Source organism: bacterium Unc6 (genome assembly GCA_013626165.1).
Classification (GTDB): domain Bacteria; phylum Omnitrophota; class Gorgyraeia; order Velesiimonadales; family Velesiimonadaceae; genus Velesiimonas; species Velesiimonas alkalicola.
In genome coordinates this window covers 90,001-103,140 of the sequence record NDHX01000002.1, presented here as the reverse complement: position 1 = coordinate 103,140, position 13,140 = coordinate 90,001, and the positions used below count along the sequence as shown (strand labels likewise).

General features: G+C 41.1%; 9 protein-coding genes, 1 tRNA gene and 1 pseudogene. All 11 read left to right on the top strand.

The window, feature by feature from the left end; all coding sequences use genetic code 11:
- The first annotated feature begins 16 nt into the window (after window positions 1–16).
- The 11 genes and pseudogenes from B9J78_01480 to B9J78_01430 all read left to right on the top strand — a co-directional run bounded on the left by B9J78_01480 (window position 17) and on the right by B9J78_01430 (window position 13,140).
- A tRNA-Met gene (locus B9J78_01480) sits at window positions 17–89 on the top strand.
- 79 nt (window positions 90–168) lie between these two features.
- Window positions 169–1,137, top strand: a complete 969-nt coding sequence (locus B9J78_01475; GenBank protein MBA2123604.1) for a 4-hydroxythreonine-4-phosphate dehydrogenase PdxA — start codon at window positions 169–171, stop codon at window positions 1,135–1,137.
- On the top strand, window positions 1,130–1,975 hold the full coding sequence (locus B9J78_01470; GenBank protein ID MBA2123603.1) for a ribosomal RNA small subunit methyltransferase A: 846 nt from the start codon (window positions 1,130–1,132) through the stop codon (window positions 1,973–1,975). The genes B9J78_01475 and B9J78_01470 overlap by 8 nt, the downstream gene beginning before the upstream one ends.
- Before the next feature lie 162 nt (window positions 1,976–2,137).
- Window positions 2,138–3,136 carry a hypothetical protein gene (locus B9J78_01465; GenBank protein MBA2123602.1) on the top strand — a complete coding sequence of 333 codons (999 nt, stop codon included), beginning with the start codon at window positions 2,138–2,140 and terminating at the stop codon, window positions 3,134–3,136.
- A 694-nt stretch (window positions 3,137–3,830) separates the two neighbouring features.
- Complete coding sequence (locus B9J78_01460; protein MBA2123601.1) at window positions 3,831–4,856, top strand: IS110 family transposase; 1,026 nt, start codon at window positions 3,831–3,833, stop codon at window positions 4,854–4,856.
- Window positions 4,857–4,910: 54 nt separating this feature from the next.
- The gene (locus tag B9J78_01455) at window positions 4,911–7,532 is read left to right on the top strand and encodes a bifunctional acetaldehyde-CoA/alcohol dehydrogenase (protein MBA2123600.1); all 2,622 of its coding nucleotides are present in this window, start codon (window positions 4,911–4,913) and stop codon (window positions 7,530–7,532) included.
- Window positions 7,533–7,545: 13 nt separating this feature from the next.
- Complete coding sequence (locus B9J78_01450; GenBank protein ID MBA2123599.1) at window positions 7,546–8,292, top strand: aminoglycoside phosphotransferase; 747 nt, start codon at window positions 7,546–7,548, stop codon at window positions 8,290–8,292.
- Between the two features lie 20 nt (window positions 8,293–8,312).
- A pseudogene (locus B9J78_01445) lies at window positions 8,313–8,570 on the top strand (hypothetical protein).
- 2 nt (window positions 8,571–8,572) lie between these two features.
- Window positions 8,573–11,092, top strand: coding sequence for a hypothetical protein (locus tag B9J78_01440; GenBank protein ID MBA2123598.1), 2,520 nt, complete (start codon window positions 8,573–8,575; stop codon window positions 11,090–11,092).
- Complete coding sequence (locus B9J78_01435; protein MBA2123597.1) at window positions 11,092–12,879, top strand: NADH-quinone oxidoreductase subunit F; 1,788 nt, start codon at window positions 11,092–11,094, stop codon at window positions 12,877–12,879. Before B9J78_01440 ends, B9J78_01435 begins: the two co-directional genes overlap by 1 nt.
- A gap of 6 nt (window positions 12,880–12,885) precedes the next feature.
- On the top strand, window positions 12,886–13,140 hold the full coding sequence (locus B9J78_01430) for a hypothetical protein (protein ID MBA2123596.1): 255 nt from the start codon (window positions 12,886–12,888) through the stop codon (window positions 13,138–13,140).

Sequence of the window (13,140 nt, the reverse complement as noted above, 5' to 3'; positions counted from 1 at the left end):
TTGGGAGGCAGCCTATGGGCCCTTAGCTCAGTTGGTAGAGCAGGAGACTCATAATCTCTTGGTCGTAGGTTCGAGTCCTACAGGGCCCACTTTTATAAAGTTCAAAAAAAGTTGCAAAAATCCCTGATTACAGCAGACAAAAAAATTTTTGATACATAATATACTATTTTGCAAATGAAAAAATACAGGATTGTTATTTCAATGGGCGACCCGGCAGGGGTAGGACCTGAGATAATAGTAAAGGCTGCCTGCATAGAAAAAATACGGTGTATTGCTGACTGGATAATTGTCGGGGATAAAAAAATTCTTGAACTTGCTGCAAAAAGGTGTAGGTTAAACCTTTCACAGGATATAAAAATTTTTGATTTAAAAAATATCAATATAAATACATACAAAAGAGGGGTAGAATCATCAGAATACGGAAAGGCTTCTATAGACTATATACAGGAGTCCGTTAAAATTATTAAGCAGAAGAAGGCAGATGCACTTGTTACTGCTCCTGTAAATAAACATTCCATAAATAAAGCGGGCTTTCCTTATTTTAGCGGTCATACCGAATACCTTGCACATCTGACCTCCACAAAACAGGTATGGATGATGCTCGTTGGTGGACCTTTAAGGGTTGTGCTTGTTACAACACACTGTGCACTAAGAGATGTACCGGATAACCTTTCAAGAAAAAAAATAAAAGATGCAATATTAGCAACCGATAAAGCGCTTAAACAGTTTTTTGGCATTGCTTTTCCTTGTATCGGTGTTTGCGGTCTTAATCCGCACGCATCGGATAAGGGCATATTCGGAGATGAAGAAAAAAGGCTTATAATCCCTGTTGTTAAAGAATTAAAAAAAAGTATAAAAAATCTTCAGGGTCCTGTTTCAGCAGATGCTCTGTTTTACAAGGCATATAAACATAAGTTAGATGCAATTGTTGCTATGTATCATGACCAGGGACTTGTTGCACTGAAAATGATTGCATTTGAAACAGGCGTGAACATCACACTGGGGCTTCCATTCATAAGAACATCACCTGACCATGGGACTGCAATGGATATTGCAGAAAAGTACATTGCAAGCCCTTCTTCTTTTATTTGTGCAATGAAGATCGCAGTAGATATAATAAAGAGAAAAAATGCCTGAAAATCTTTCTCAAATCAAACAAACACTAAAACAGATTGGTATAAGACCTTCAAAAAGATTGGGGCAGAATTTTCTTTGTGATAAAAATATCTGTCACAAGGTTGTGTGTTGTTTAGATAACAGGCTTCCTGTTCTTGAAATAGGCGCCGGGTTGGGGATGCTCACCTCTGCTCTTTGCGAAAAAAAGTATGATGTTACCGCAGTTGAATACGATAGAAAACTTTATGAATGGCTATGCGAAAAATTCAAAGGAGATAATTTTGTAAGGATTGTGTTTTGTGATATTCTTAAATTTAATACAGTAGACTTTGCAAAGCAAAAAGGGGGGGTGATAAATATCATTGGCAATATTCCATACAGTATATCAAGCCCCTTAATTTTTCAGATTATAAAAAATTCTAATTTTATAGAAAAAGCTGTTCTTACATTGCAGAAAGAGGTTGCTGAAAGGCTTATTTCAAAACCGTCAAAAAAATCTTACGGAAGATTAAGTGTTATGTTCCAGTATAGGGCATATGCAAGACACATTATGAATATTTCTTCGTCATCTTTTTATCCCATACCGAAAGTTGATTCAGGTGTTCTTGAGATAGGTTTTTATAAAGAGCCAAGGTTTAATATAATTGATGAGGGCCTGTTTTTTAAAGTAGTTAAACTTGCGTTTTTACATAGAAGGAAGATGCTTTTAAATACGCTCAAAGGGAGTTTTGAAAATATAACGGAAATTTTAAAACAGGTAGATGTAAATCCTCAAAAAAGGGCAGAAGAATTATCTGTGGAAGACTTTGTAAAAATCTCAAACAAGTTAGTGCAAAAAAATAGTAAGGCTTGTGGATAAAAAGCAGGAAATTATTAAGGAATCTCAGGAAAAGTATTAGATATCTAACACAGTGGGTCTTCTTAGAGACCCTCAAAATCTAATGCAGTGAGAGTCTTTAGAGGACCCCTCATATCAAAAATTTTCTTGCCTGTGAAAGCAGAGATAGGTAATATTTCAAAAATGGAAAAAGTAAAGGCTGTCATTCTTCTTTCAGGCGGGCTGGATTCAAGTATTGCCGCAAAAATTATAAAAGAACAGGGAATAGACCTTTATGCGCTTCATTTTACATCTCCCTTCTGTCAGTGTGACAAAGATGGAAACTGCTTTTCAAGAAAACTTGCCACAGAGATTAATATTTATTTCAAAACAATTTTGAAAGGTCCGGAATATATAAAAATTGTAAAAAACCCTCGCTTTGGATACGGAAGGGGTATGAATCCTTGTATAGATTGCAGGATATTTATGTTTAAAAAGGCCTGGGAGTTTGCTAAAGGTATCGGTGCAAAATTTCTTATCACAGGAGAGGTTGTCGGACAAAGACCGATGTCCCAGAAATACAATGTAATCCTTCTTATTGAGAAACAGGCTCAACTTGAAGGAAAAATATTAAGACCTCTTTCTGCAAAGATTCTTCCTCCCACGGAGGCAGAGATTCAGGGTTGGGTCAACAGAAATGAACTATTATCTATACAAGGAAGGACAAGAAAAGAACAGTTATCTTTTGCGGATAAATATTCGGTGAAAGGTTTTTCCTGTCCGGCAGGTGGATGTCTTTTAACTGTAAAACAGTTTGTAAGGAAACTTAAAGATTTGTTTTTGCATAAGAAAAATATTACACAAAAAGATATTCTCCTTTTAAAGGTTGGAAGACACTTCAGATACAAAACAGGTAAGCTCATTGTCGGGAGAAATGAAATGGAAAATAAAATTTTAGAATTACATAAACACTTAAAAGATTACATATTCAGGGCAAGAGATTTTAAGGGTCCTGTTACCATATTACAGGGTAGAAAAACAACATCCGCTATAGATTTTGCTGCAAAAATTACAGGACTCTATTCTGATTGTAAGAAAAATGAAAATGTTACTATACTTTATGGAATAAAAGAGCCATTCAAACAGACAAGTATCCTTCCTCTTATGCAAGAACAATCTGCAAAATACAATATATCTTTGTAGTATACTTAGGTGTCCCTGTTCTCGCCCCTGCCTATCTGTACCCGCCTGCTTAAAGCACGCAGGGACGGGCCAGAAAGATTTTCCCATAAGGTATCAAGATATTAAGGGAAAGCTCCACAACCCCCCTTAATCTTCAATCTTCAATCCTTTAATTGGGGGGGAATATTTTTTTCTTGTTTCCATTGAGAGATTAAAAATTACTATACACAGGTGTCTTTATATGATAAAATAATAAAATATTGAAAGCGTTGAAAAATTGGCCGTCTCAGGCCCCTTTGGGTATAGAATTTATTTGTAATTTGTATTTTCGGGTACCCTCTGGATGTGGTGCTTGTTTGTGATTTCGGGTACCCTTTGGGTGTGGAATTTGAGATTTGAGTTTTCTAACAGGGAGTGTTATATAAAAACGCACTTAAATACTTATGTTTTATATATTACAAATTAAGGAGATGATATGATAACAGTCAAATGATGTTGGTGAAGACTCTGGATTACTGGTAATATAGCCGTGGTCTGGAGTAGATAGGTTATAGGTTGTATTTTCCCGTGGGGCTTAATTGACCCCGTGAAGGAGATTAATCGAGCCTATAACCGAATAGTCACCATAGGGCTTAATTGACCTTGAATAGGAGGATGGTGTTCACCGACAAATAGCTCTACTCCGAAGACTACAACCAAAGAAAGGGGTGTAGCGATGAAGAGATGGATTGGAGTAGATTTACACAAGACGCAGTTCACCGTTTGCTATTTGCATGAAAATGGTGAATATAAGATTGAAGTTTTCAAGGTAGATGCAAAAGGTGTAGAAGCATTCAAGAAGACACTGAATAAGAGCGATGAAGTAGCAGTAGAATCAACGGGCAACACCGGGTATTTTGCCAGAGAGATAAAGGGCGAAGTTAAGGCAGTCAGGATAATCAATCCTACGCAATTTAAGATTATCTCCGCTTCGGTGAAGAAAACAGATGAGCACGATGCGGTAACAATGGCAAGGTATTTGAGCAAAGGGTTAATCCCGGAGGTAAGGATGCGAACGAAAGAAGAATCGCAGATAGCCAGTCTCATAGGCACACGGGATAAATTTGTAAAACTAAGAAGTTCTTTAAAGAATAAAATCCACAATATTCTTAATGCCAACGGCATAGTTACCAAGCGTGAAATTTTTGGTTCCAAGAAAGGGTTAGATAAAGTATTGGCTCTTGACATTGAAGCAAGCTATCAATTCGAGCTAAAGATAATTGTTGAGCAGATACACAGCCTTAACAATTCAATCGATGAGATAGACAAAGGACTTATCGAGAAGGGTAAGAAATTAGATGGACATAAGAGCATTACTTCTCTTACCGGTATAGGCAATATCTCGGCAACAATCCTTTTAAATACCATCGGTAATGTAAATGATTTTGCTGATGACAAGAAGATAGCTGCTTATCTCGGTATTGTGCCAAGAGTATCCGTCTCTAACGAAACGAGCCACTACGGCAAAATAACCAAGATGGGAAATAAGATAGCTCGGACAGCATTAGTGCAATCAACACTTATTGCGATAAGGTACAATCCATATTTGAGGAAATTTTATTTTAGGCTTAAAGCCAAAAAAGGTAGTGGCAAGGCAATTATAGCCACCGCCAGAAAGTTTTTAACTATAATTTACCGTACCTTAAAGAACAAATGGGTGTTTGAAGATTTTAATAAATTCAAATTAGCTGTAAGTATTTGATAATACAGTCTTTAGGGTAGAGAGTTATTGACTGTTAACATAGGAGAGATGATGATGGATAAGATCAGTACTCGTGACACTATAGACGGTGTCGAAAAATTGGAGATGGCAATAAAAAGGTTGAAAAAAGCGCAAAGAGTTTTTTCGACTTACACACAAGAGCAGGTGGATAAAATTTTCCTTGCGGCTGCAACCGCAGCTAACAAGGAAAGAATCCCACTGGCAAAGATGGCGGTTGAGGAAACCGGCATGGGTGTCGTTGAGGATAAGGTTATCAAAAACCAATACGCCTCCGAATATATGTATAACGCTTACAAGGACACAAAAACTTGCGGTGTGGTTGAGGAGGACAAAGCATACGGAACAAAGAAAATTGTCGAGCCTATCGGTGTTATTGCTGCGGTTATCCCCACGACCAACCCAACCTCGACGGCAATCTTTAAAACCTTGCTCGCACTCAAAACTCGCAACGGTATTATCATTAGCCCCCATCCGAGAGCTAAAGGCTGTACCATTACGGCTGCAAAAATTGTGCTTGACGCAGCTGTTGCAGCAGGTGCTCCTGAAGGAATTATCGATTGGGTTGATGTACCGAGCCTTGAAATGACCAACATGGTTATGAAGGAGGCAGATATGATCCTTGCAACGGGCGGACCCGGCATGGTTCGTGCGGCTTATTCAAGTGGCAAGCCGGCTATCGGCGTTGGTGCAGGTAATACTCCTGCGATTATTGATGACAGTGCCGATATTTTACTTGCTGTAAACTCGATTATCCATTCCAAAACCTTTGACAACGGTATGATTTGTGCCTGCGAGCAGTCGGTAATCGTGCTTGACAGCGTATATAAAGCAGTCAAAAAAGAATTTTCCGATCGTGGTTGCTATTTCCTCAATAAAGACGAAACCGAAAAAGTTCGCAAGACGATTATCATTAACGGTGCGTTAAACGCAAACATTGTCGGTCAGTCAGCATTTAAGATTGCTTCGATTGCAGGTGTCACCGTTCCCGAAAAAGCAAAGATACTTATCGGTGAGGTTGAAAGCGTTGAGCTGTCCGAAGAATTTGCACATGAAAAGCTCTCTCCCGTACTTGCAATGTATCGTGCAACGGATTTTGCCGATGCACTCGATAAAGCAGAACACCTTATTGCAGACGGCGGCTACGGACACACAAGCTCGATATATCTTAATACCGTTACCGAAAAAGTAAAGCTTGACGAGTTTGCCGCACGGATGAAAACCGGTCGTATTCTTGTAAATACTCCTTCCTCGCAAGGCGGTATCGGTGATTTGTATAACTTCAAACTCGCTCCTTCTCTCACGCTCGGCTGCGGCTCGTGGGGCGGCAACAGCGTATCGGAGAACGTCGGAGTCAAGCACTTGTTAAATATAAAAATGGTTGCCGAAAGGAGGGAAAATATGTTGTGGTTCAGAGCACCTCAAAAGGTGTATATCAAAAAAGGCTGCCTGCCTGTTGCACTTGACGAATTAAAAAACGTCATGGACAAGAAAAAGGTGTTTATTGTAACCGATAGCTTCCTTTATAATAACGGCTACACAAAGCCGATAACCGATAAGCTCGACGAAATGGGAATACAGCACACGACCTTCTTCAATGTTGCACCCGACCCGACACTTTCCTGTGCAAAAGAGGGCGCAGCACAGATGAGAGCATTTGCACCCGATTGCATTATCGCACTGGGCGGTGGCTCTGCAATGGATGCAGGCAAAATCATGTGGGTGATGTACGAGCATCCAGAAGCAGACTTTATGGATATGGCCATGCGCTTTGCCGATATCCGCAAGCGTGTTTATACCTTCCCGAAAATGGGCGAAAAAGCATACTTTATCGCTGTTCCTACCTCTGCTGGTACAGGAAGCGAGGTTACACCGTTCGCAGTCATAACAGATGAACAGACAGGCGTTAAATATCCGCTTGCCGACTATGAGCTTATGCCGAACATGGCTATTGTTGATGCGGACATGATGATGAACGCACCCAAGGGCTTAACCTCTGCCTCAGGTATAGATGCCTTAACTCACGCACTTGAAGCCTATGCTGCAATGCTTGCAACCGATTATACCGACAGTTTGGCACTGCATTCACTTAAAATGGTATTTGAATATCTGCCACGTGCTTATGACAATGGTTCAAATGACCCCGAAGCGAGAGAAAAGATGGCTAATGCCGCAACAATGGCAGGCATGGCTTTTGCAAATGCGTTTCTTGGAATATGTCACTCAATGGCACACAAACTAGGTGCGTTCCATCATCTGCCTCACGGCATTGCAAATGCTCTCATGATTAACGAGGTGTTGCGGTATAATGCTGCTGAAGTTCCAACTAAAATGGGAACCTTCTCGCAATACGACCACCCCCACACCCTTGCCAGATATGCAGAGGTTGCGGATTACCTCGGTGTAAAGGGCAAAACCGATGAAGAGAAGCTCGAAAATCTTATTAAATATATTGATGAGCTTAAGGGGAAGATTGAAATTAAAGCAGCAATCAAGGATTATGGTGTTGAAGAAAAAGACTTTCTTGACAGACTTGATAAGATGGTTGAACAAGCCTTTGATGACCAGTGCACAGGCGCTAACCCCCGCTATCCGCTTATGAGCGAAATCAAGCAGATGTATTTAAACGCCTATTACGGCACAAATAAAAAAGTATAAGGAGGACGGAATGATGAAACTTGATAAGATTATTGCAGTTAGAACATCAAAGACAGTTTATCGTGACGGGGATAAAGCTATTAAAATTTTTGATACTGACTATTCAAAATCAAATATTTTGAATGAAGCACTAAATCACGCAAGAGTTGAGGAAACAGCTTTGAATGTTCCAAAGCTTATTGAGGTTAGCATAATTGAAGGTAAATGGGCGATTGTTACCGAATTCGTAGAAGGCAAAACACTTGCATGGCTTATGGAAGAAAATCCCGATAGATATGATGAATATCTGGAACTGTTTGTCGATTTGCAAATGTCTGTCCATGCGCAGAAAGCTCCGCTTCTAAACAAGCTAAAGGATAAAATGAACAGAAAAATTTCCGAATCGGGCTTGGATGCAACAACTCGTTATGAATTACACACTCGACTTGAATCGATGCCCAAAAACTTAAAGGTCTGTCACGGCGACTTCAATCCCTCAAATATAATCATTTCCGAGGACGGTACACCTTATATCCTTGACTGGTCACACGCAACACAGGGTAATGCTTCTGCCGATGTAGCAAGAACGTATCTGCTGTTCTGGCTTGCGGGCGACATTACTGGTGCTGAAAAATATCTTGATTTGTTCTGTAAAAAAAGCGATACCGCAAAACAATATGTTCAAAAATGGCTGCCCATTGTCGCCGCTTCGCAATCGGTTAAGAGTAAGCCCGAAGAAAAAGAGTTTCTGCTGCATTGGGTAAATGTAGTTGATTTATGAATAGAAAAGGAGTCAAGATAATGAAAATTACAGTATGTATAGGAAGTTCATGCCATTTAAAAGGTTCCAGATAGGTTGTTGAAGAATTGCAATTTTTAGTTGCCGAAAACAACTTAAAGGACAAGGTTGTGCTTGCGGGAAAGTTTTGTATGGACAATTGTCAAAAAGGTGTATGCGTAAAACTTGATGAGCAACAGTTTTCGCTTTCTCCTGAAACAACAAAGGACTTCTTTAAAAAAGAAGTTCTCACAAGACTGAAAATGAAAGGAGATATCTGAAAATGGCTGATAGAGGAAAGAAGCTGATAATGAATGGACAAACCATCACTTTTGAACACGAAAGGAATATCATAGAGGTGGCAAAGAAGGCAGGGATAATTATCCCTACTTTTTGTTACCACTCTTCGCTGAGCGTCTATGGGGCCTGTCGGATATGCACCGTAGAGGTGGAAGGAAAAGGTTTTCAAATCGCTTGCGCCACTCCACCCCGTGATGGGATGATTATCAAGACCAATACTGATCGTATCTTCAGGTTGCGTCGGATGCTCATAGAACTTCTATTAGCTAATCATGATCGTGATTGCACCACCTGCGAAAGAAGCGGCAACTGCAAATTGCAAGAACTATCCAATGCCCTTGGAATTACCAATATTAGGTTCGACAGTTCCCCTGAACGAGAGATAAAGCCTGAAAATGCCGCTTCTATTGTCCGAAATCCCAACAAGTGCATCTTATGTGGTGACTGTGTCCGGATGTGCCAGGAGGTTCAGAGTATCGGCGTAATCGGTTTTACAGGCCGCGCCGCCGAGACGAGAGTAGAGCCACCATTTAATAAAAGTCTTGCCGATGTTGATTGCGTTGAATGTGGACAATGCACACTGGTTTGCCCGACCGCAGCCTTAACCATAAAATCCAATATAGATAAGGTCTGGTCCTTGCTCCACAATCCCCAGATAACTGTGGTTGCCCAGATCGCCCCGGCTATCAGAACTTCTCTTGGCGAGGTATTCGGTATTACATCAGGGACTAATGTGCTTGGACAGCTATCAACAGCCCTGAAGCAACTCGGTTTTGATTATGTCTTTGACACCTGCGTTGGTGCTGATATACATATATTAGAGGAATCCAAAGAGTTCTCTAATCGGCTAAAAAGCAATGAACATCTACCCTTAATCACTTCATGTTGTCCGGTGAGAGTTAGATTTATAGAGCAATATTTTTCTAATCTCATCCCTAACCTTTCTACCGTGCGGTCACCACAACAAATATTGGGTTCCATTATCAAAAGATTCTATTGCAGGGAGAAGAATATTTCACCAAAGAATATGGCGGTTATCTCTCTAATGCCGTGCACGGCTAAAAGAAGTGAGTCAGAGAGGCAGGAGTTATCAAATAATGGCATTCCAGATGTGGATGTTGTTCTTTCAACCAGGGAACTTATCAGTATGTTAAGGCAGGCAGGGATAGATCTGGCAAGATTGCCATCTACCCAACTTGATAACCCACTTGGAAATCCTAGTGGGGCAGGTATTATTTTTGGAGTTACCGGAGGGGTGGTAGAGGCTATTCTTCGCACTCTTTATGAGAAGACAGACAGTCGCCGTCAAAAAATAGCCTTCAACGAGGTGCGTGGTAATGAATTTCGTAGAGAGACCTCTATCAGATTAAACGGAAAGGAGATAAAGATTGTCATTGTTCATACCTTAAAAGAGGCAAAGAGATTGTTCAAGGAGATTAGTGATGGGAAAGTGGATTATCACCTGGCCGAGGTGATAGTCTGCCCAGGTGGTTGTGTGGGTGGTGGTGGCCAGCCGATACCCAAGGATACCTTTGAGACGCCGATGCTCCGCGGAGAAGGACTCTACAAGATAGATGAGTCCCTGACAGTTAGAACATCCTTATCAAATCCTGATGTTAGGGCAATATACGAAAGATGGCTCAGGTCTGAAAAATGTCGTCTTGAAACCCTTCATACGCATTATACACCCCGACGTCGGATATCTGCTGAGGCAATTTCATTATGGAAAGGTAAAGAAGAGGAGAAGACAGTTATAGAGGTGTGTGTTGGAACAAGTTGTTATCTCAAAGGCTCTTACGATCTGATTCAATTGCTGACCCAAAAAATAAAATCTTTAGGACTAACCGAGCATATTGATGTTAAGGCTACCTTCTGCATGGAAAAGTGTAATAAAGGACCAACAATTAGAGTAGATAATGATATTATTACCAACATCAACCCTGATAAGGTGGAAGATATTGTGAGCAATCTTATCGTGCCAATAGTAAAAGGGGAAAGAGTAAGTCAAGAGCGAATCCTTCCTCTGGATAGAAAGTTCCAGAGAGTAAACGAAATTATTGTCAAATATAAAAACAGTTCGGCTAACCTCATTCCTATTTTGCAGGAGACACAGGAGGAATACCGTTATCTCCCGAAAGAGACTATGATTTATATCGCTAACTGTCTTGATATTCCAGTCTCTTCAATCTACGGATTGGCCACTTTCTATGCCCAATTTTCCTTGATTCCCAAGGGAAAACACCTGATTAGGGTATGCGATGGAACTGCCTGTCATGTGAAGAATGCTGATGATATCATTGAGGTCATCTATAAGAGAACCGGTCTGTCAGAAGATATGTCCACAACGAACGATATGTTGATCACATTGGAGAAGGTGGGCTGTCTGGGTGCCTGTGCCCTTGCTCCAGTTGCGGTGATCGATGGCAAGGTATATGGACATCTAACACCGGAAAAGATGACAGAACTTGTTGATACAATTCTTGGATCTTGCGGAAAAACCTGATGGAAAAAACAATCCATATTTGTCAGGGGACCAGTTGCGAAGCAATGGGCTCCCACATTATCAAGGAGGCCTTTGAGAGAGAGCTATCGGTCCTGAATCTCGACAGGGTAACCGTTGATTTCACCGGCTGTCATGGACTGTGTCAGCTCGGCCCGGTTGTGATAATAAGACCTGGGGACACCTTTTACGGAAGAGTTAAGACCGAAGATGTCCCCGAAATTGTGGATTCGCACATAAAGAAGGGGATAATAGTGGAACGATTGTGCTATCTCTGTTCCCAAACCCAGAAACATATACCCCGTTATCAAGATATTCCCTTCTATAAACATCAGCGACGTGTTGTCCTCTCAAATTGTGGACAGATAAATCCAGAACAGATAGATGACTATTTGAGTAAAGATGGTTACAATGGTCTGAAAAAAGCCTTATCTTCTCTTACACCACTAAAAGTTATTGATATGGTGAATTGCTCTGGACTCAGAGGGCGTGGTGGCGGTGGGTTTCCTACAGGAAGAAAATGGGAGTCATGTCAGAAAGTTCAGGATGAGATTAAATATGTGATCTGTAATGCCGATGAAGGTGATCCCGGGGCATTTATGGATCGCTCAGTTTTAGAGGGAGATCCACAATCAGTGATTGAAGGAATGGCTATTGCCGGTTATGCCGTAGGCGCTAAAAAGGGATACATCTATGTTAGAGCCGAGTATCCCTTAGCCGTGAAACGGTTAAAGATTGCTACTGCTCAGGCAAGAGAGAAGGGATTCCTCGGCAAAAATGTTTTAGGGAGCGGATTCGATTTTGACATAGAGATTTTCCAGGGGCCCGGGGCTTTTATTTGCGGTGAGTCTACGGCCCTAGTTCTCTCTATTGAAGGCAAAAGAGGGATGCCGAAGCCTCTCCCCCGTCCCCGCACTACTGAGGAAGGGCTATGGGGAAAACCTACCTTACTCAATAATGTGAAGACCTTTGCCACCATTCCGCGAATTATCATCAATGGGAGCGAATGGTTTAGAAGAATGGGCACCACCGAAAGCCCTGGAACAGCAGTCTTTTCCCTGACAGGAAACATTACAAACTGCGGATTGATAGAGGTGCCAATGGGTATAACCCTGAGAGAGATTATCTATGATATTGGTGGAGGAATTCCTGATGGTAAAAACTTCAAGGCGGTTCAGATTGGTGGGCCATCTGGTGGCTGTTTGCCTTTTGACCTGCTTCATCTTCCGGTTGATTTTGATTCCCTGAAAAATGTCGGGGCAATGATGGGGTCAGGGGGAATGGTGATTCTGAATGAAGAGGATTGCATGGTTGATGTAGCCATGTATTTTCTGCAATTCACCAAGAATGAATCCTGTGGGAAATGCCTGCCCTGTAGAGAGGGTAGTAAACAGATGTTCCGCATCTTAAAAAAGATTGTTCAAGGTGAAGCCAGCCGTGATGATCTTGAACTGCTGGAGGAACTTGCTCTTGTCATCAGGGACAGTTCACTCTGTGGATTGGGACAATCAGTGCCCAATCCCGTCTTAACAACATTAAAGTATTTTCGGGATGAGTATATCGCTCATGTAGAAGAGAAAAGATGTCCTGTAGGGAGATGCCCAGCCTTAAAACACTACTATATTTTAGCAGAAAAATGCAAGGGATGCACCCGTTGTCTTAAATCGTGTCCTACAGGAGCTATTTCAGGAGAGGCTCGGAAAGTTCATGTAATAGATGATAGTCTCTGTACCAGATGTGGTCTCTGTCTTTCTGATTGTCCTTTTGATGCCATAGAACTGGAGGCATAGACAGGGATGAAAATGGTCACGGTGCATATCTGTGTAGGGAGTTCGTGCTATCTTAAGGGTGGCGGTGAAATTGCAGATAAATATTCTCTCCTGATAAAAGAATCTTCTTTGGAAGATAGAGTCCAGCTAAAAGGTGCTTTCTGTCTGAAAAATTGTTCTTCTGGGGTTGCAGTAATGATTGAGGAAGAGATTATTACTGAGGTAACCAGAGAAAACTGTGAGCAGATCTTTAGGGATAAGGTTTTGAGGAGATTGGAATAA